Consider the following 20,751-nt stretch of genomic DNA (forward strand, 5'->3'; position numbering starts at 1 on the left):
ATATTTTCTTTTAAGGAGGATGTATCAAAAGTAATCTGAAAGAGAATTTTGTAACAAAAATTATCTCCTTCTAATACCTGAATAAACCAGGGTAATATTACTTTTGATATATCCTCCTTTTAATTTTAATCACTAATTACTATTTTCATGACAAAGCCATTGTTATGAAAAAAATATTCATTCCACTGTTATGTGGTATATTGACTGCATTCTTTGCAAACGCGCAAACCAATAGTTCGCTTTACCACGAACAATACCGGCCTCAGTTTCACTTTTCACCAAAGGCACATTGGATGAATGATCCTAACGGTATGGTATATATGAACGGAACCTATCATCTCTTTTTTCAATATTATCCTGATGGTACAACCTGGGGCCCTATGCACTGGGGCCATACTACCAGTAAAGACCTTATCCATTGGGAAGAACAATCTATAGCCCTCTATCCCGATTCTCTGGGCTACATTTTTAGTGGCAGTGCAGTAGTTGATATCAATAATACATCCGGATTTGGTAAAGACGGCAAACCTCCAATGGTAGCCATTTATACCTACCATGATCCGGTAAAGGAAAAAACCGGTAGTTCTCAATTCGAGTCGCAGGCCATTGCCTATAGTCTTGATGCCGGTCGTACCTGGACGAAGTACTCCGGTAACCCCGTTCTCCAAAATCCTGGAATCAGAGACTTCCGCGATCCTAAAGTAAGTTGGTATGCTCCCGCCAAAAAATGGATTATGACTCTCGCTACGCAGGATAGAATCACGTTTTATTCTTCCCCCAACTTAAAACAATGGACAAAAGAAAGTGATTTTGGTGCTGCTAAGGGTGCCCATGGTGGAGTATGGGAATGCCCGGATTTATTTCCGCTTACCTATCAGGGCAAAGAAATATGGGTATTGATCGTAAATATAAATCCCGGTGGTCCGAACGGAGGATCTGCCACTCAATATTTTACAGGTAACTTCAACGGGCATACGTTTACACCCGGCGATACACTTACGAAATGGATCGACTATGGCCCCGATGAATATGCAGGCATTACCTGGAGCAATACCGGAAAGCAAAAAATATTCTTAGGCTGGATGAGCAATTGGCAGTATGCCAACGAGGTTCCTACTTCGCCATGGCGTAGTGCTAGTACAATTCCCCGCACATTAAGCCTGAAAAAGACAGATGGAGTGTATAGAGTAGCATCTGTTCCCGTTAAGGAGGTAGATAAGCAAATTGCTACTTCTCAGACATTTAAAAATATTACAGCTGATTTTGCCCATCAACCTGCCGCTAAGCCATTGAAAATCTCATTACAGGCTGATGCCAGCCACGATTTTGAATTAACTTTTCTTTATGCTGATGACCAAAAAGTAAAAGTAGGTTACCATGCTTCAACAAAGGAATATTATATAGACAGAACTAACGCCGGAGAGCATTCATTTAACCGTTCATTTGCCAGTATTCATCATGCTCCTCGTTTCTCCGGGGAAAAGGAAATTAATATGACGCTTATATTGGATGCGGCTTCTGTTGAACTTTTTGCAGATGAAGGATTAACTGTAATGACCAGTATTTTCTTTATTAAATCTCCATTGCAGGTGATTAACTCTCTTTCTTCATTGAAGAATATACGAATTGAAACATTGAATGGAATTTGGCCATAATTAAAGTTACGGCGGTCCTTGCTATATTTTTTACAATAAAATACCCGTATTTTTCAAGTAAATTAGTAGGACACCAAAACATTTAGCCATGCTTTCAATTAAAACCGCGTTTAGTAGTTTTTCTGTTAAGGATCTTGACAAAGCAAAAGCATTTTATAACGATGTGCTGGGAGTACAGGTAGTTGAAACTCCTGCTCCCATGAATATATTGACCCTGAAACTGGAAGGGGGGCTGACTGTTATGATATATCCCAAACCCAATCATGAGCCAGCTACATTTACAGTTTTGAATTTAGTGGTAGATGATATAGAAAAAACAGTTGATGAGCTTACTGCACAGGGAGTAAAATTTGAGCAGTATACAGGTGAAATGCAAACAGATGCAAAAGGAATTATGAGAGGTAATGGGCCTACCATTGCCTGGTTTAAGGATCCGGCCGGAAATATTATTTCTGTAATACAATCATAGCCCAACTTTCCCTGAGGCTTATTGGTTAAGAAGAAATAATCTTCGACATTATGATTTATGTTCAGAATGAATTTGCAACCCTAAAAAGAGTAGTACTGGCAGAATCGGAATTTGGTTTCCCCCTGGAACCCAGATTGGAGGATTTAAGATTTTTAAAGGAAAGCGCAATACAGGAAACGCTCGAACATAAAGGTCAGGATTATAAAGATGCCTTTCCCGCTTCTCAAAAGCAATGGGAACAAGAGAAAATAGCACTGATAAAGGTACTGATGAAATATGGGGTTGAAGTTCTTCGCCCGAGGAAGCTAACGCTCGCAGAAAAGCAGGCTGCTGGTAATTTTGGGTATTCCAATTTTTTTGCAAGAGACCCTTTTTTTACCATAGGCAATTGTGTTATTGAAGGATCAATGCGTTTTCTGCACAGAAGAAATGAGATCTTCCCAATCAGGGAAATTATCAATACAATTGTTTATCCTGAGGATTGTATATACGTTTCTGCACCGAGAGCAGAAATTACCGCAGTAAATGATCCTACTTTAGGTGTAGGGCCATTTATCGAAGGAGGAGATGTACTGGTATTGAATAAGCAAGTTTTTGTTGGAAATTCTGGATTAGCATCCAATAAACTCGGGATAGAGTGGTTGAGCAAATTTCTGAGATCATACGGCTATAAAGTAGAAATGGCAAGATTACATCCAGATATTTTACATCTCGATTGTGCGTTAGGAATGATTAGGGATGGATTGATGATAGTTTGTGAAGATGCTTTTTTAGATGGAATTCCCGATAGCCTGCAATCCTGGAAGCGTATCAACGTTTCATTGGAAGAAGCCACGATACTAGCAACCAATGGCTTACCGGTTTCTGCAGAAGTATATATTACTGATCCGGCTTTTAGCAGAATAGGTGAGCAGATAGCCGCATATGGTATACACGTCGAATATGTAGATTATAGCGTAAGCAGAAATTTCGGCGGATCTTTCAGGTGTACTACGCAACCGCTTTTACGAATGGATTAATAGGGTTGAGATTGCTCCCCAATTGGGTCTATGCTACTTTTTAAATTGGCAATTATGCACCACAACATTCCATTATTAAAACCTTATTGGTTAATATATTCGATAAGAGGCGCAACGAGTGGAGTTCCATCTACCTATACCCAAAATTATATTTACTAAACAAAATACAAATTCTGGATGCCAACTCTTACACGTTTTTATTTGTTAAAGAATAAATTCAATAACTATGAGGATTAGTATGTTGAAACAAGGACCCTGGCCAGTGTTGCAATACAATGACTGGAAAGATACCCTTGCCACTGTGCATATGTGGACTCAGATTGTGGGCAAAATCAGGTTGCGGAAAATGCCCTGGTTAAATCATTCCTGGCATGTAACCTTATATGTTACCCCATGGGGATTAAGTACAGACAGTGTTCCATACCAATCGGGCCTATTCAGCATCAATTTCGACTTTATTCATCACGAATTAGTTATAATGACCAGTAGTGGTAAAAAGGCTGTTATTCCGCTGCAACCCATGACGGTTGCTTCTTTCTATCAACAGGTCTTCGAAAAAGTGCAGGCGCTGGATATTGATGTAAAAATTAATCCGCTACCAAGTGAAGTTGAAGGAGCTATTCCTTTTGATAAGGATGAAATACATAAATCATATGATCAGGCACAAATGCGGAATTTTTGGGAGGCAATTGTGAAGATTCATAACGTTTTTACACGTTTCAGGGCTCATTTTACTGGTAAATGTAGCCCGGTTCATTTCTTTTGGGGAGCCTTTGATCTGGCCGTAACAAGATTTTCAGGCAGGGATGCGCCCCTGCATCAGGGAGAAGCTCCTAATATGCCCGCCAGAGTTATGCAGGAAGCTTATTCCAAAGAAGTAAGCTCTGTTGGTTTCTGGCCAGGGAACGATCAATATCCTCAACCTGCCTTTTATGCCTATATCTATCCATCAAACGATGAATTTAGCAAACAACCAGTGTTACCTTCAGAGGCTTTTTTTAGTAATGAACTAGGAGAGTACCTGTTGCCTTATGAAGCAGTACAGAAATCTGATAATCCTGAACAGGCATTACTGGATTTTATGCAGTCGACCTACGAGGCGGCAGCCAATACTGCCCATTGGGATAGAAAAGCATTGGAATGCGATTTAACAAGTTTAGAAACTGAATATGGTTGTTACAAAGAATAGATTTCCGGAAATTATAGGCGTTTAGTGTACAATGATTTATTCATTTTATTCATTTTGAATTGTTACACATGACGCCGGTACTAATAGTAGTTTAATTACTTTTTTTTTTCCTAACTTGGACGTATAATTGTTTTAAACAACCCAATTATCGTTTCGTAACCATCGCCTTTTACTTTAGAAGATTTAGTATTCCCCAATTTCATAAAGCAAGCATATGAAACGATTCAACATTTCCTTAGCATTGACGGCCATTCTGGCTACTATTTCTATGACATCCTTCGGGCAAACTTCGTCAGCTACAGCAAACGTATCTGCAACAATCATTGCCCCACTTACTATCACAAAAACAGTGGACATGAACTTTGGTAATGTTTCTGTTTCTGCAAGTACCGGAGGAACCGTGGTGCTTACTGCGTTAGGAGTGCGAACTTCAACAGGTGGGGTGTCATTACCTATTACTACTCCAGGTACTGTTACTGCGGCTGCATTTACTGTTTCAGGTAGTGGAAGTCTTACTTACTCAATTACACTTCCTTCTTCTGCAACCACTATCGCAAATGGCGCCAATTCGATGACTGTAAATACATTTACAAGTCTTCCTTCTGGTACTGGTTTGTTGGCACTCGGTACTCAAACACTCAATGTTGGTGCTACACTGAATGTATCTGCCGCTCAGGCAACCGGTACTTATACTTCCGCAACTCCGTTTACTGTAACTGTTAGTTACAACTAATATTCACTCACATATTATTTGGGTAACCCGGAAAAATTGTCGCTGGGTTACCCCATTTCTATATTCAAGCAACCGTAATAATGACCCTGTTTAATCGACCGATCATATCCACGTATTTATTATTGTCAACCTGTCTAACTCTTCTGGCTACCCTATTTTTCGAGGATGGCTCCGCACAGGGAAACTTATTGGTTACTCCAGTCAGAGTAATTTTTGATGGACAAAAAAGATCAGAAGATCTCAATATCGCAAATCTGGGAAAAGATTCTGCCAGATATGTAATTTCTCTTATTGAAATAAGAATGAAGAGGGACGGTACTTTCGAGGAAATCAATGAACCAGATTCCGGACAGGCATTCGCCAGTAAATACCTTCGTTTTTTTCCGCATAGTGTTGTACTTGCTCCCAACGAAGCTCAGATAATAAAACTACAGGTTACCAATACTGCTGATCTGAAACCTGGAGAATTTAGGTCTCATCTCTATTTCAGGGCCGTACCTGATGAAAATTATCCTCTTACTACCAAAAATGAAAATGATAGTACCGGGATTCAGGTAAAACTGGTTCCCATATTTGGGATTAGTATTCCGGTAATTATTCGCTCAGGAGAAACCCGGGGCTCTGTCAGGCTTTCAGATATAACTGTTAAAGCAGATGAAAAACAAGGACCATTTGTATCAATGTTATTTAACCGTTTCGGAAATGCTTCAGTGTATGGAGATATAGAGGTCTCCTATATTTCTCCGCAAGGCAGAACTACCCAGGTAGCCTTAGCTAATGGCGTAGCTGTATATACACCAAACTTACAGCGATTGATACGAATTCCTCTGACCAATAAAAATGATATCAACTATCATGTTGGTAAACTCAAAATAACTTATACAGCAAAAACCAGTAAAGAATCAGAACAACTTGCATTCGCTGAAGTGCCTTTAAAGTAATTGATCGCCTTTATGAAAATATTTATACCTGCTATTAAATTTACTGTTCCTCTCTCTAATCAGCTTCGGCGATGGCTGATATCCTTTGCTATTTTCCTAACTCCGGCTTTTGCAAATGCTCAAACCAGTTGGAAAGGAACTACTAGCAGCTCCTGGTCTGTAAGCGCAAACTGGACGGCAGGTGTACCTACTGCTGCTACAGATGTAACAATTGGAGATGCAAACTTTACTGGTCCTTATAGCCCATCTGTTGATGTTCGTTCACGCTGCCGCTCCCTGACAATTAGCTCCGGCACCCTCACTGTCAACAGAAGCCTTACGGTATACGGTACGCTTACTATCAGTAGTGGAGCTACTTTAAGTCATGGTAAAGCCAATCTGAATCTTAAAGGCAGCTTTACAAATAGCGGTACATATACTGCAACAAATACTAACGCTATCGTAACATTCTCCGGAACCACTCAATCTATTTCCGGAAATACAACTTCCTTTAATGGCCTTACTATTGGTGCTGGTAGTACCACCACAATCAATGTAAATACTTCTGTTGTTACTGCATTAACAGTAAACGGTACATTACTCCCTGCCGAAAATGCTACCCCAATAGTTGTAAGCGGTGCCGCAAATACAATTGTAAACCCGGGTGGTGAATTAAACGTAAAAGCTTCTACCTATTCAGGCAACTATAACCTGTCGGGAACACTTACCCTGGCAGCCAATAGTGCAGTGAATTATAGCGCAACTTTAGTCAATCAAACTATTTCTAATACTCCTACTTATTCAACACTCAGAATTAGTGGAACAGGTACCAAAACATTGGGCGGAAACCTGAACCCCCTGAATGCTACTGCTGCAAATACAGGAAATATTGAGGTATTGGCTGCCACACTCGATCTTGCTACGTTTTCTGCCAATCGCGGAACCACAATAGCAGGTGGATACTTGCGCGTGGTAAACGGGGCTTTACTTAGAATCGGAGGCACAAATACTTTCCCAACTAATTATGCCACTACCGTTTTACCAATAAACAGTACAGTTGAATATTATGGTAATGCTCAAACTGTCACAGCATTACAATATGGTAATCTAACACTTTCCTCCACCAGCGGAGCTGTTGTCAAAACCCTGCCAGCAAGCACCCTCACAATTACCGGGAATTTAACCCTTAATCAGGGTACCGGAAGCAGTGTTAGCACAACCCTCGCAGCTACTACTAACGTATATGGGAACACGATAATTAATAGCAATACAACGCTGAATGGCGGAAGCAGTAATCTTAATATTACCGGCAACCTATCTAATGCTGGTACACTAACGGGGGCCTCCGGAACAATCACTATGCTTGGCGATGGAGCAACAATTAGTGGAACCGGAACAAATAGTTTCAATAATCTGGTGATCCAGGGAGATGGTATTACGGCCGCGGCAACTACGAATATTACTGTAGCGGGAAATCTTAGCTCTGTACTTCCCGGAACCTTTACCCATAGTAGTGGTGGGGTGTTGACGATGTCTGGAAGTGCTAAATCGATCAGCGGTACTGGCTTCACCTTTAGTAATCTGACTATTAGTGGAAGTGTAAGCTCAGCAAGTAATCTTACAATTACTGATAACCTGGTTGTAAGTGGATCATTAAGCTCAACTGGTGCTGTAAATATGACCGGAACTACTAAGACAATTTCAGGTTCCGGAACAATTGGATTCAGTACCTTAAGTATTAGCGGTGCTGTAACCACTGCCGTATCGTACAGCGTTAGTACTGCACTTAATGTTTATGGTACCTTTTCTGCCACTGCCGGAACTACAACCTTTACGGGAACCAGCGTACTCAACGGAACCGCCAGTTTATTTAATGTAACTATCAATGGTACATCGCTTCAACTTGCTACCAGTGCTAATCTGGGTATCGCCGGAACTTATACCCTTACAGCCGGAACTTTGAATACAACTACCACTACTCCTAATACTGTAACCTTTAATAGTACCGGGGCACAAACCATTGCAGCTAATACTTTCTATAATCTTATTGTCGCTGGTGGAAATACAAAAACAATAGGTGGTGCTGTTACTGTAAATGGTGACTTTACCATTGCTAGTGGAACAACAGTGAGTGCAGGTAGCCAAACCTTAACAGTACAGGGAAATTGGAATAATAACGGTACGTTTACTCCCGGCTCAAGCACAGTTGTTTTTAGTGGTGCCGGTAACTCTACTATTACTGGTACTACCACGTTTAATATACTAACAATAAGCAAATCTGCTGATTATATTCAGGTTATCATGTTGTCGAACGTTGGTGTGGCAACGGTGAATATGACAACCGGAACTATACTCACTACAGTTAATACCCTCACTATTTCCAATACACGAAATGGTAATGGTATTATTTTGGGAAATATCACGCGTACTAATACATTTTTGTTAGGAAGTACTTATGCGTTTGAAAGCCCCAATACTACAATCTCTGTAACCGGATTATTTCTTGGCTCTTCAATAACTATATCTACACTTCCGGGAGCTGTTTCCGATTTCCCCTCGGGTAGTTCAATAAACAGGGAGTATGATGTTAGCGCCTCTGGTTTGGCTGTTGGGCTCTCCGTTACTTTACGATTCCATTATGAAACTAATGTCTTGAATGGAAACGCTCAAAACTCTCTGGATGTTTGGAGAAACACAGGCAGTGGATGGTCAGATATCGGAAGCAGCAGTTCCAACAGTGGTCAGAATTATGTAGAAGTATCCGGATTACTCACTACAGGTACCGGTCGTTATACCCTGGGAGCACCTTTAAGCGTCGTGAGATGGAATGGTTCTGTTAGTTCAGATTGGAATACTGCTGGTAACTGGACAACTACTCAGGGAAGTCCTGCTCGTCCGCCTGGCACATCCGATGTGGCCGAAATAGGTACGGCTGCTTTTACAAATCAGCCAACTATAAATAATACTGTTAATATTAAAGGCGTATATTTTGGAAGTACCCAGGCTGCTACATTAACTCTCGGAACCAGTGGTTCTCTGACCACAGCAGGTAATATTGCAGGAAGCTGGTCGGCAAATGCTACTCATACAATCAATGTAAATAACCAGAATCTTACTGTAAATGGTATTTTAGCACTTAGTGACGGAACCAGCGGCCATGCTATCCAATTAAATGTCGGAAGTGGTAGCGTTACGGTCGCTGGAGATCTTGTACAAAGTGGAAGTGCCAGTATCGTATTTTCTGGAGCAGGGCAATTAAATCTTGGTGGAAATTATAACTATTCCGCGGGAACGTTTACTGCCGGAAGCAGTACGGTTACCTATAATGGATCTGGAGCTCAAATAGTTGGAGGAGTAAACTATAACAATCTTACTGTTAATAGTACCAGCAATAATACCGGGCTCGCACTATTAAATAACACAACTATTGTAAATGGAAACATATCCGTAATTGGTGGAACCTTAAACATTAACGGGGCTACAACAGTTGCAGGTAATGTAACAATCAATAATGCTGCAACTGTTAATGCAGGTAATATTTTCCTCTCAGTTGGAGGTAACTGGTCAAGTAGTGGGGTGTCATTTGCTCCTGGTCTTTCTACCCTCAATTTTAATGGGAGCAGCGCTCAAAGTATTAATGCTACAACATTTAATAATGTAACAATCAACAATACTGGCAGCACTGTAACTTTAGCTGGTAACCTTACTATCAATGGAAATCTTTCTCTGAGTGCCGGAACTCTTGATGTGAGCAATTACACCATTAACAGAAGTCTGGCAGGCGGCACCTGCTCAGCTGCTTCAGGAACTACTTTGTCTATCGGCGGAGCATCTAATTTTCCGTCCAATTTCACTATCTACACTCTGAATAGTGGAAGTACCACAAACTACTATTCAACCACTGCTCAAACAATCAATTCACTGTCTTATGGTACTCTTCAACTTAATGGAAGTAACAAAACATTGGCAGGAAATATTGTGGTAAATGGTGATCTGCAAATAAACAGTACTGCTTCCTTAAGCCCTGGTACCAGTACCATCGATTTGTATGGCAACTGGACAAATAATGGTACTTTCACTCCGGGTACCGGTACTGTAACGCTTCGTGGTAGTAGTAAAACCCTAACTGGAAATACGACTTTCAACAGGCTTTCTGTTTTCGGAAGTTATGTGGTTAGTGGAAGTAATATTTCCTATAACAGCACCTTACAAGTACTTGCAAGTGCATCCTACGATAATGGAAGTGGGGCAACATCTGTAGCGGGAGATTTATATAATAATGGAAGCTATACTGCCAGCGGTACCATAACTTTTGCTGGCACGAATTTTCAAACCCTGCGTTTATCTAATGCGATTACATATAACGCAGCAGGCACAATTAATTTCAATGGAACTGTTACACCTTCCATCCTCTTAGGTGCTACTCCATCCTGGCCAGCTGTGAATATTGCAAATACCGCAGGTATTAATCCCGGCGATGCCTGGAATGTACAAGGGGCATTCAGCGTTGCTGCCAGAGCAACTTTCAATGGTGGGCAATTACCACATCAATTTAGTAATGCCGTAAATAACAGTGGTACTATTCAAAGTGCCGGAACACTCAGTTTCACACCCTCGTCATCACAAACGGTTCAACTTACCGGAATAAATAGTACAGGAACCTTGTTATTCGCTGGAAGTGCGGCTCTTAATCTCTCTGGTACACCAACTCTTGCAACAAACATCATAATAGCAAATTCAAATGCTGTGGCACCGGCTGCAAGCTATACAATCAACGGTAACCTGCAAATTTATGCCGGATCTGTATTTTCAGCTGGTAGTAATAACTATGTAGTAAATGGAAATCTTGAAAGTAACGGCACCTTTAATGGTGGTACCAGCACCGTTACTATGGGTAGTGCTAATGGGTATCTGGCAGGTGGTGACAGCACTGTGTTCTATAATATTGTTTTTAATGGTACAATAGCTGCCGTGGCAGATTTCTGTGTTGCCAACAATTTAACCAATAATGGAAGCATCAATACCAGTATTGGAATTGCAGTAATGACAGGTAGCAGCAATGGAAATATTAATGGTACTGCAAGTCCGTTTGCCCTTGCACAATTGGAAGTAAGTAAATCAGCTGGTATTTCAGCATTATTGGCTAGAACTCCGGTCCTATCTACCAATTTGGATATTCTCTCCGGAGTATTGGACACACAGGATTCAACCATTACACAGGACCCAACTAATGGAGGTACTTTAGTCATTAAAAATAATGCCCGCTTAATTATAAGGGGAATACAAACTCTTCCAACTTATAATATTTACAAACTAGATACCCTGAGTACAGTGGAATATGCAGGAACAATTCAAACTGTTGCTGCTGTTACTCCTTATGGCAATCTTGTAATTTCAGCTGCTGGTAATAAAACAGCTCCCGCTGCTTTACATATTCTGAACAATTTTACCCTGTCTAATGGAAACTTCATCCAGGGCGCTTTTGTAGATACTTTGGAAGGAAGCTGGACAATGACCAGCGGTACTTACACCTACACTGGTTCCACAGTTTTGTTTTCCGGCCTCGCAGATCAACAGGTTTCATCTACCGGTAATTTTAATAATATAAATGTTAAGAAAAACAGTGGCCAGGTTGTACTGAACGCAAATACCACCGTAGATGGCATCCTGACATTTACCAAAAGTAATATTCGCACAGGCAGTAATATTGCCATTATTTCTGCTTCCGGAAGTGTTACCGGTGCAGCACAAGCCACGGGTTGGGTATATGGATTCTTAAGAAAATATATCTCTGCCGGCTCTAATGTTACCTATAATTTTGAAGTTGGAGATAGCCTCAATTATACACCGCTAACCACTTTATTTACTTCTGTTGGTACAGCTGGAAATGTAACTGCTAATACAGTGACAGGGGTTCATCCTGCTTTGGCAACCTCCGGACTAAATACCAGCCGGAAAGTTAATCGCTACTGGACCCTCACTAATAATAGTCTGGTATATACTACAGCGGCAGTGACAATGAACTGGGTGGCCGCAGATGTAGATGCAGGTGCAACTACCGCCAACTTTAAAGTAGCAGAATATAATGGTACCTCCTGGACGCTGCCAACCACAGTTTCTCCGCAACCATTGTCGATTCAGGCTACCGGACTAACTTCTTTTGGAGATCTGGCTGTAGGAGAGTTGGCTGCAAGTTTCATATGGACAGGAGCAGTTAGTACCAACTGGTTTGTAAATGGTAACTGGTCTACGAATTCAATACCACTTATCTCTTCCAATGTTATCATTCCAACAGGGTTAACAAACTATCCCCTGATTACTACCGGCACTTCCCTGGCAAGCAATCTGACGATTCAAACAGGTGCTTCAGTGGTGGTAAATGGAGGTAGCCTTCAGATCAATGGCTTGATTACAAATACAGGAACATTGGACGCTACAAATGGCACAATGATTTTTAGTGGAGCAGCGCCTCAAACAATTGCTGCTGCTACTTTCCTCAATAATTCAATTTTAAATCTGAATGTAACCAATAGCACTACCGTTACAATAGGTGGAACTTTAAATATTAGTGGGATACTGAAAGTAAATACCGGTACTCTGGCTACCGGTAATTTCTTAACATTGTTGTCCACTGCTTCGCAAACAGCCCTGATAGATGGTTCCGGCACTGGTCAGGTGACCGGAAATGTTACGGTTCAAAGATATGTTCCTTCTTCATTTGGTTACCGCTACCTGAGCAGCCCATTCCAGTCTGCTACTGTCAGCCAGTTTGGTACTGCTGTAAATCTCAGTGCCAGTTTCCCATCATTCTATAGTTACAACGAAACATTGGCATCTGCAGGATGGGTAAACTATACCACCACAACAAATCCACTGGTTCCGCTGCAAGGTTATGCAGCACAATTAGGAGCTAATTCAACTCCAATTACAATCAGTATAACAGGGGTGGTCAATAATCAGACTATTACTGCTCCTACATTAACAAATACCAATCAACCTTATACACAAGGATTTAATTTAATAGGAAACCCATATCCTTCACCGATAGATTGGAATGCAACCAGTGGTTGGAGCCTCACGAATATTGATAATGCTATCTATTATTTCAATCCCGGAGCAACAGACCAATATGGAGGCACCTATAGCTCTTATATTGCCGGTGTGTCGAGCGACGGAATCGCAACTAATATAATACCAGCCATGCAGGGATTTTTTATCCACGTTTCAAATGGTACTTTCCCTGTTACTGGTAGTTTATCTGTAAATAATGCTGCAAGGATCAACAACCTAACGCCTAATTTCCATAGAGAGCCACAAAATATTCCATTACTTCGGATCAATACGGCATATGCAGATGATGGATTGGCCCCTGATCCTTTAGTGATCTATTTTGATGCTGCTGCCAAGCCGGATTTTGAACAAGGACTTGATGCCTTAAAGATCACCAATACTGATAACAGTGTACCTACTTATTACTCCTGGTCGGCCGATCATCAACGGCTCTCGGTTGGGGCCTGGCCTGAATTCCCGGATAGTAATACCGTTATCCCGTTGGGCCTGCAATTAGAAAGAAAAGGGTTTGTAACCTTTAATACTGTTACCCTGCAGCGGATGCCTGCAGATCTTCATATTTATCTGAAAGATGCAGTTACTAACCAATACACCACACTTCAGGAAAATGAGAAGTATAGAGTGTATATGGAACCAGGAAAATATGATCAACGTTTTTCTCTGGTGTTTAAAAAGACAGATACAGATAACGCTCCAGCAGAATCAGATTTCAGAGCGTATAGTGTGGGAAGGAATTTATATGGATTTATAGAAAAGCTCCCTAATAAAAAATGCACCATTACTGTATCAAATTTATTGGGCCAGGTACTCTGGCAACGCGATTATGTTGAAAGCGGGGCCCAGCTGTTAGGTTCTCAGTATGCCAGTGGATTATATGTTGTTGTTTTTTATGTTGATGGCAAAAAGATAACCAGAAAAGTTTTTATAAGTAATTAAGGCGCTATGATCTTTATTGTCAGATATAAATGCTTTTTACGTTTATGCATTACTGTGATAATAACAATGTTGTTGTCACAGTTGGTATATGCGCAGCAGCAACCACCCAGGCCAATAACAGTTTATGCTAATCCGTCTCAGGGTTTGGGATTTGGAGCATTCTTTCTGGGAGCATCGGGCGGAACAGTTATACTATATCCAAATGGTTCCCGCACTGCTACTGGTAGTGTTGTATTGGCAAATATGGGCTATCCTTTTTCTCCGGCAATGTTTGAAGTCACTGCTAACGTAGGTACCGTGGTGTCTATTCTGAATGGTCCTGATGTTTTGCTTACTGGGTCAAATGGTGGATCTATCAGCTTGCATATTGGAAATGCAAGTACCGGTTCTTCTTTTATTACTACAGCCACAGCCCCGGCTACGAATAATGTGTTGATTGGAGGAACACTTACAGTTGGAAATGCTCTTGCTAATCCACCTGGCAACTATAGCGGAATATTTTCGGTAACCTTTATCCAGGAATAATTAATGAAGAACTATCCTACATCTCTCATCCGTTTTATTTTCTGTTGTTGGGTAGCTATGCTGTTTACCTCTACTGCCGGTGCAACCGCTCCCGGGCCGGAACCAGTATTGGTTGAAACTGCCGTATTCCTGGTAGTAGATGGAGTAGGAGGTAAGGAGATGCCTGCAATCATCAGCAGTGATTCTGCTTACCTGGGAGTTTCTGATCTTTTCTCATTCTTGAAAATAAAAAATAAAACCTCCCAGAATCGGGATTCTGTTTATGGCTACTTTCTCACCGAAAAAGGCGATTTCTTAGTCAATAAATCTCAAAATCTCATACACTATCAGAATAAGGATTTCAAATTAAAAGAGGAGGAAATCCTGCAAACACCTTCTGGTATATATCTGAGAACAGATGTTTATTCCAGGGTATTCGGACTCAACTGTTCTTTTAGTTTCCGGGCTTTGGCAGTTCGCCTGTCCACCAATCTTGAATTGCCGATAATACGGGAAATGAGGCTCGAAATGATGCGAAAAAACGTAAGCAGATTAAAAGGTGATATGGTTGCCGATACATTTGTAGGACCCAGAAGGCCTGCATTTAAATTCGGGATGGCCGATTGGTCGGTTATTACCACCCAGCGGCAGGACGGACCGAATGATGTTTGGCTGAATCTTGGACTTGGCGCCACCGTATTGGGAGGGGAAACAATTGTATCTCTTAACTACAATAACTTCGCTCAGCAACAGCGAGTATTTACACATGATAGCCTCGCATCTAAGGCATTTGATGAAAAGCAGCAATTTGTTAGATGGCGCTATGTGAATAATGACAGTAAAGTAGTTAGGCAGGTAGTACTGGGAAATATCTATACTCCAACTATTGCTTCCATTTTTTATCCGATTATAGGTGTACAGGTAACCAATACTCCAACAACTTTCAGACGTGCATTCGGGTCTTATACTTTAAGTGATTATACTGAACCAGGTTGGGTTGTAGAGCTATATGTTAATAATGGACTTGTAGATTATACTACAGCTGATGCAGGTGGTTTTTTTACCTTCCAGGTACCTATGGTATACGGTAACTCAATGGTTCGCTTACGATTTTATGGTCCCTGGGGGGAAGAAAGATTTAAAGAACAATATATTACTGTTCCCTTCAACTTCACTCCTAAGAAAGAGCTGGAGTATGTGGCCAGCGCAGGGATTGTGGAAGATGACAGGAGAAGTCGGTTTGCCAGAGCCCAGGCAAGCTACGGATTAGCCAATAGTATGACTGTGGGAGGTGGAATGGAATATCTTTCTTCCATTGCCGACAGAAAAGGAATGCCTTTCATATCGGCCTCCGCAAGACTTACCCCTAGCCTTATTCTCTCGGCTGAATATGTGCCGGATGTAATTGCACGTGGAATATTGTCTTTCAGAATGCCGGCCAATTTCCAGCTGGAAGGCTATTACAGTAACTATCGTAAAGGGCAGCAAGCCATCATTTACAATTACCTGGAAGAAAGAAAAGTAGTGCTGTCAAAACCCATATCCGGAAGAAGGTTTACCATTTTCAACCGCTTAACTTTTGATCAGCTGGTATTACCTGGTCCAAATTACAGCATTGCAGAATGGCTGATTTCAGGTGCCATAAATAAGTTGGGAGTTAATATCAGTACTTATGGTTTGACGGTTGGTAGCGAAAGCCCCTTTATTTATTCCAACTTTGCAGTTACCTATCGTATACCTGGCGACGTTATAATTACGCCTCAGGTTCAGTACCAGTATACAAATAGCAGCTTCATCGCAACCAGGCTGGATGTAGGCAGGTATATTTTTAAACATGGTTACCTGAATGCCTCCTATGAGAGGAACTTTAAAAGTGAAATAACAAACGTAGGAATTGGGTTGCGTTATGATTTCTCTTTTGCTCAAATTGGCTTTTCCGGCTGGAGAGGAACTAATATGAATACCTATGTAGAATCGGCAAGAGGTAGTTTTGTTTACGATGGAAGCTCGAAAAACGGTAGTTTTAATAATCGTTATAGTGTAGGCACCGGTGGCATAGTTCTTATTCCATTCCTGGATCTCAACAGAAATGGAAAACGTGATAAGGGTGAACCAAGGGTGCAGGGATTAAGAGCACTTTGCAATGGTGGTAATATTATTCCCGACTCAAAGGATACTTTAATAAGGATCCTTAATCTGCTACCGTATGAACGATATTATGTAGAACTGAATACCAGTAGTTTCGATAACCTGGCCTGGCGCCTGTCCAAAACCTCAATGAGTATTTTCATCGACCCTAATCAGCTGAAAGCGGTTGATGTACCACTATTGGTAATGGGCGAAGTATCTGGTAAAGTAGAAGCACCTTTACAAACCCGCCTTACCGTTTACATTTATAATGAAGACGGAACAATTGCAGGGGAAACTCAAACAGAACCTGATGGTTCCTTTAATTATCTGGGGCTTGCACCTGGTAATTTTACCGCCAGATTAGATGTTCAGCAGTTGGAAAAACTGGAACTGGTTCCTGAGAGGGATAAACTAACTTTTACGATTAAACTAAAAACAGAAGGCGATGTCGTAAATTCATTAGTATTTAAATTAGATAAAAAATAATATATTTACCCTTGATATACTGAAACATTTTTGAACTATCAGTGCAGCGAACTATACCGAAAATGCCATCTGACAAACATGCCAGGAACCTATTAATCCTGATTAAAGCCCTGTTGAATTCCTCAATCTGCAGTCAACTTATCACATTTATTGGTATCAATAAATATCATTACTGTAGGTCATGATAAATTTATCCTATGCACTTATCGTTAGGAAATCCTATAGTAGAATCATAAAAACTATAATCAATAGAACAGACAACATACAAATATTCAAACGATCTGTAACATGAACTTTAAAAAGACAGCGGGATTAGTATTAAGTATTTTTTTAGGAATCTTTCCTTTATTAAATCTGTTAGCTGCCTCAATTTTTACCTTCTTTAGTAAGAAGAAAGTCTGGGCGCTTACCTTTTTAATTGTTGCAGTACTAACGTTTATATGTTCAAGAATATCAACCTTCCATTCCACCAATGAAAAATCTGCGAAACGACTGTTTGTACTGGCCTTCCAATCTAATCTCAGAAATGTAAGAATTACCAGTAAGACCGCCCTGAATGCCGGTGATTTGGAAAAGGCGCTGAACGATGTACTGGTACTGACTTCCGAACAGGTTATTAAGATGGATAATAAGGTAGGTGGACTCCTTGCCAACGCAAAAAACGGTAGCCTAAACAAAAAGGAGGTGGAAGCCTTTCAGGAGCTGAACGCAAAATTGCATAGTTATTATCTGAGTAATATACCATTCCGTAATGGAACTGGTAAATATGATTTTACAATTATTGAGGCTGAGGATAAAGATTCATTTATATCTAACAGCTCCGCTAAGTTTTTGGAAAAATATATAGATGCGGAAACGGGAACATTAGAATCGATTTTTGGCTTTTTCTATTTCTTTGGTTATGCTTTTGGACTTGTTGGATCAATACATTTTGGAAAGAAGTTGTTTACCTCAAGTGGTGAAAAAACGTTTGATGAACCTATGATTCAAGCATCTGGTAATACCAGTTATAGTCCTGAAAATGCAAACTATCATAGCAGGGAAGATATACAGGTAGGAGTGCCTGATCAACCTGGCATGATCATCAACATAAATATTGCTGATGAATCAGCTTTAGTAGCATTACCAGGCATCAATCGAATTTTAGCGAAGAGTATAGTTAGTGAAAGAAATTTAAATGGTTATTATAAAAACCTGAGTGATTTAAAAAATCGTATGAGTCTTTCGCTGGAGCAGTATAGTAAGTTATTGCCATTAACTGAATTTTATATTGAACCGGCAGGTGGAAATAAACCTGGTAGAGTAGTTTAATTTTAAATAAATAGGAATACATATACTTGAATTTTTTTCTGTAAAGATCTAGAATCCCTTGCTGGCGAACCAGGAAGTGGATTAGTGCCGCTCCTGTAAAAGAGTAACAAGCATGGCTTTGCAGTCATGCTTTTTTAATGATTTTTTTAACAACCGGTTGCAATTAAAATCCTGAATCGTTGAGCTAAGAAATATTTTTATTGATAGTTTATACATCAAGCCGCTTATATATTTAAAACTGGTTTCAATTTTTTCTTTCAATCAGTCTTGCATTGTGGATTGGAAATAATTTATTCTGATTAAATGAATTTTTTTTAAAAGAAAAATGAATTAGGTGGAAGGGTATTTGGAATGGATAGATAAATTAAGTTGTTGTGAAACTGTTTGTGGTGGCATGTTTGATGGGAATTGTATTATTTTTTTATATTGATTTTCATTTTTCCAAATCAGTTTTTTCTGAATTTTTTATATTGATATTTTTAGTTAGCACTGCAATCACTATGCAGTGATTTTGATGAGGTTAATTAATTTAATTGGTTGATTTGCAAAAAAAATAGAAAATAATTTGCTTGTTATTTTGTGGAATATATTTATCTTCAATCCTCGTTTGAAAAAATTTGGACCCCTGCCTTCCTGAATTAATTTTTTAACTATTAAAGACTGTTTGGTTACTATTTTTTAACGATTAAACCTCGTGTATGAAATTCAACTTTAGATGCATTGGCTGCCTGTTTGTGTTTTTGCTGGCTGCTGGTATGCATTGCACGTATGCTCAAAGTGAAACTAAGAATCTGTCTACATTGGCAGAAAAGGACTATTGTTACAACGAGAAGAACCCTGGAAGTAATAAGATGATCTGTGACGAATCGGGCATTCAATCAGAAATGCATAATCCATCAGAATTTACGACAATTGATAACCAGCAATTCCAGCCGATGAACAAATCGTCCAAACCTAGTGCTCATCATTCGGGACCTGTTGTTATGGAACAAAGAGCCAGTTCAAGTATTTTGTTACAACAAAATGCAATTCTGGACAAGTATGTTTACCTGAACAGATCAACCAGGGACACGGTCACTGTCTTTGTAGATATCTACAGCAGAGGATCATTGATGATGCCGGTGGGAGTAAAGTATTCCGGCGAGCAGAATTAAAGAGAAAGGGATATAGGTTGATGCCTATATCCCTTTTTAATTTTTATCGAATTGTAATCAGACAGGTTGTAAATATTGAGCATAAGCATATCCTTCAGCCCCACCATCTGTACGAATCAGCCACCATTGCTCATTCATTTTACTGATTAATGTAACTATCTCTCCATGCGCTGCTTTCCCAACAATCGGTTGGTCGGTTCCCGGACCCTTACGAATATTAAGATTAGACGATTCTGTTACAACTTTCAATTTAGCTCCGGATACTGCCGTGGCCACCTGAATATCCATTACAACATCTCCTGTAAGAAAATTGGGATCTATCTTACCATAAATATCCCATAATTTATCCTTTACATCACCGCTTGGCGCTGTACCATTAATGTGCAATACCCCATCCTGTTCTGCAACTTGCAGATTGGATACACCAGATGTCTGCGCAGTATCTATCAACTCTTTATATTTATCCTGTAACGCCATAAATGTTTTAGTTTAAAATGGATTAACTTATTTTACTTTTAAACCTTTTGCATCCACCTTTTTAGGATGCAATGCATCTAATGCCATCTTTAAGGTTTTCCAACGACTAGCTTTTTCTTCTCCGGTAACAGTTAACACACCATCATTCACGTCTACTTTTACTCCCGGAAAATCTTTCACTACATCTGCGACCGCCATTCTGAGTGAATCGTCCGCAGTTACCGCAACAGGTGCTGTTGGTGGAGGAGCTGGCGGGGCAACCATAATGTTGTTGGTAACACTCTTTACGTCTTTTACAGACTTAGCCGCATTCTCTGCAGCCATCTTCTCGTCATCAGTGCTTACAGTACCAGATAATGTTACTACACCGTCTTTTACATCGGCTGTAACTCCCGGAATCGATTGAACAGCTGTACTAACAGTATTCATAATCTCCGAATCTTTCGGTTTGCTCTTACAAGCAATCATGAAAAATAGCCCAATGGCCATGATGGAAGTGGTCAGGTGCCTGAGGTTCATAGTTGTACTGAGGTTTTAAAGATGAAAAATTACTATTTAAGTTAAGTATCTTTTTCCATCCTGCAATCAAACAGCAGCCACTTATTTGTGAATTAATATTAGTGGACCGAATCATGAAAAGATAACTGTAAGTAATATACGTGGTAACAAAAAAGAGCAGGAACTACCTGCTCTTAAT

At 40.2% G+C, this 20,751-nt stretch carries 13 protein-coding genes; 11 read left to right on the top strand and 2 right to left on the bottom strand.

Translation table 11 applies throughout. The annotated features are described in order from the left end of the window. The first annotated feature begins 164 nt into the window (after nucleotides 1-164). The 11 genes from DVR12_RS22885 to DVR12_RS22935 all read left to right on the top strand — a co-directional run bounded on the left by DVR12_RS22885 (nucleotide 165) and on the right by DVR12_RS22935 (nucleotide 19,577). On the top strand, nucleotides 165-1,655 hold the full coding sequence (locus tag DVR12_RS22885) for a glycoside hydrolase family 32 protein (RefSeq protein WP_116978137.1): 1,491 nt from the start codon (nucleotides 165-167) through the stop codon (nucleotides 1,653-1,655). A gap of 88 nt (nucleotides 1,656-1,743) precedes the next feature. Then, nucleotides 1,744-2,124 (top strand): VOC family protein, encoded by a 381-nt coding sequence (locus DVR12_RS22890; protein WP_116978138.1) that lies wholly within the window; start codon nucleotides 1,744-1,746, stop codon nucleotides 2,122-2,124. A 50-nt stretch (nucleotides 2,125-2,174) separates the two neighbouring features. Further along, the gene (locus DVR12_RS22895) at nucleotides 2,175-3,143 is read left to right on the top strand and encodes a dimethylarginine dimethylaminohydrolase family protein (protein ID WP_116978139.1); all 969 of its coding nucleotides are present in this window, start codon (nucleotides 2,175-2,177) and stop codon (nucleotides 3,141-3,143) included. Nucleotides 3,144-3,369: 226 nt separating this feature from the next. Then, a complete protein-coding gene (locus tag DVR12_RS22900) occupies nucleotides 3,370-4,332 on the top strand; it encodes a DUF5996 family protein (protein ID WP_116978140.1) in 963 nt (320 codons plus the stop codon). A 214-nt stretch (nucleotides 4,333-4,546) separates the two neighbouring features. Next, nucleotides 4,547-5,065, top strand: a complete 519-nt coding sequence (locus DVR12_RS22905; RefSeq protein ID WP_116978141.1) for a DUF4402 domain-containing protein — start codon at nucleotides 4,547-4,549, stop codon at nucleotides 5,063-5,065. Nucleotides 5,066-5,187: 122 nt separating this feature from the next. Next, nucleotides 5,188-6,006: a fimbrial biogenesis chaperone gene (locus DVR12_RS22910; protein WP_147323527.1), complete on the top strand. Its 819-nt coding sequence runs from the start codon at nucleotides 5,188-5,190 to the stop codon at nucleotides 6,004-6,006. 12 nt (nucleotides 6,007-6,018) lie between these two features. Beyond that, entirely contained in the window at nucleotides 6,019-13,992 is a 7,974-nt protein-coding gene (locus DVR12_RS22915; protein WP_116978143.1) for a beta strand repeat-containing protein, read from the top strand. A gap of 6 nt (nucleotides 13,993-13,998) precedes the next feature. Continuing rightward, nucleotides 13,999-14,517 carry a DUF4402 domain-containing protein gene (locus DVR12_RS22920; RefSeq protein ID WP_116978144.1) on the top strand — a complete coding sequence of 173 codons (519 nt, stop codon included), beginning with the start codon at nucleotides 13,999-14,001 and terminating at the stop codon, nucleotides 14,515-14,517. A gap of 3 nt (nucleotides 14,518-14,520) precedes the next feature. Beyond that, entirely contained in the window at nucleotides 14,521-17,112 is a 2,592-nt protein-coding gene (locus DVR12_RS22925; RefSeq protein ID WP_116978145.1) for a hypothetical protein, read from the top strand. A gap of 288 nt (nucleotides 17,113-17,400) precedes the next feature. After that, a complete protein-coding gene (locus DVR12_RS22930; protein ID WP_116978146.1) occupies nucleotides 17,401-18,423 on the top strand; it encodes a helix-hairpin-helix domain-containing protein in 1,023 nt (340 codons plus the stop codon). A gap of 698 nt (nucleotides 18,424-19,121) precedes the next feature. Further along, a complete protein-coding gene (locus DVR12_RS22935) occupies nucleotides 19,122-19,577 on the top strand; it encodes a hypothetical protein (RefSeq protein WP_116978147.1) in 456 nt (151 codons plus the stop codon). A 57-nt stretch (nucleotides 19,578-19,634) separates the two neighbouring features. On the opposite strand, the gene DVR12_RS22940 is transcribed toward DVR12_RS22935, so the two are convergent. After that, nucleotides 19,635-20,054, bottom strand: coding sequence for an SH3 domain-containing protein (locus DVR12_RS22940; RefSeq protein ID WP_116978148.1), 420 nt, complete (start codon nucleotides 20,052-20,054; stop codon nucleotides 19,635-19,637). 27 nt (nucleotides 20,055-20,081) lie between these two features. Next, entirely contained in the window at nucleotides 20,082-20,573 is a 492-nt protein-coding gene (locus tag DVR12_RS22945) for a BON domain-containing protein (RefSeq protein ID WP_116978149.1), read from the bottom strand. Between the last annotated feature and the right edge of the window lie 178 nt (nucleotides 20,574-20,751).

Origin of the sequence: Chitinophaga silvatica, from assembly GCF_003419895.1 — a bacterium.
Taxonomy (GTDB): domain Bacteria; phylum Bacteroidota; class Bacteroidia; order Chitinophagales; family Chitinophagaceae; genus Chitinophaga; species Chitinophaga silvatica.

Coding starts and splice junctions, on each gene's coding strand:
- DVR12_RS22885 (WP_116978137.1), top strand. CDS start 165: ATGAAAAAAATATTCATTCCACTGTTATGTGGTATATTGACTGCATTC.
- DVR12_RS22890 (WP_116978138.1), top strand. CDS start 1,744: ATGCTTTCAATTAAAACCGCGTTTAGTAGTTTTTCTGTTAAGGATCTT.
- DVR12_RS22895 (WP_116978139.1), top strand. CDS start 2,175: ATGATTTATGTTCAGAATGAATTTGCAACCCTAAAAAGAGTAGTACTG.
- DVR12_RS22900 (WP_116978140.1), top strand. CDS start 3,370: ATGAGGATTAGTATGTTGAAACAAGGACCCTGGCCAGTGTTGCAATAC.
- DVR12_RS22905 (WP_116978141.1), top strand. CDS start 4,547: ATGAAACGATTCAACATTTCCTTAGCATTGACGGCCATTCTGGCTACT.
- DVR12_RS22915 (WP_116978143.1), top strand. CDS start 6,019: ATGAAAATATTTATACCTGCTATTAAATTTACTGTTCCTCTCTCTAAT.
- DVR12_RS22920 (WP_116978144.1), top strand. CDS start 13,999: ATGATCTTTATTGTCAGATATAAATGCTTTTTACGTTTATGCATTACT.
- DVR12_RS22925 (WP_116978145.1), top strand. CDS start 14,521: ATGAAGAACTATCCTACATCTCTCATCCGTTTTATTTTCTGTTGTTGG.
- DVR12_RS22930 (WP_116978146.1), top strand. CDS start 17,401: ATGAACTTTAAAAAGACAGCGGGATTAGTATTAAGTATTTTTTTAGGA.
- DVR12_RS22935 (WP_116978147.1), top strand. CDS start 19,122: ATGAAATTCAACTTTAGATGCATTGGCTGCCTGTTTGTGTTTTTGCTG.
- DVR12_RS22940 (WP_116978148.1), bottom strand. CDS start 20,054: ATGGCGTTACAGGATAAATATAAAGAGTTGATAGATACTGCGCAGACA.
- DVR12_RS22945 (WP_116978149.1), bottom strand. CDS start 20,573: ATGAACCTCAGGCACCTGACCACTTCCATCATGGCCATTGGGCTATTT.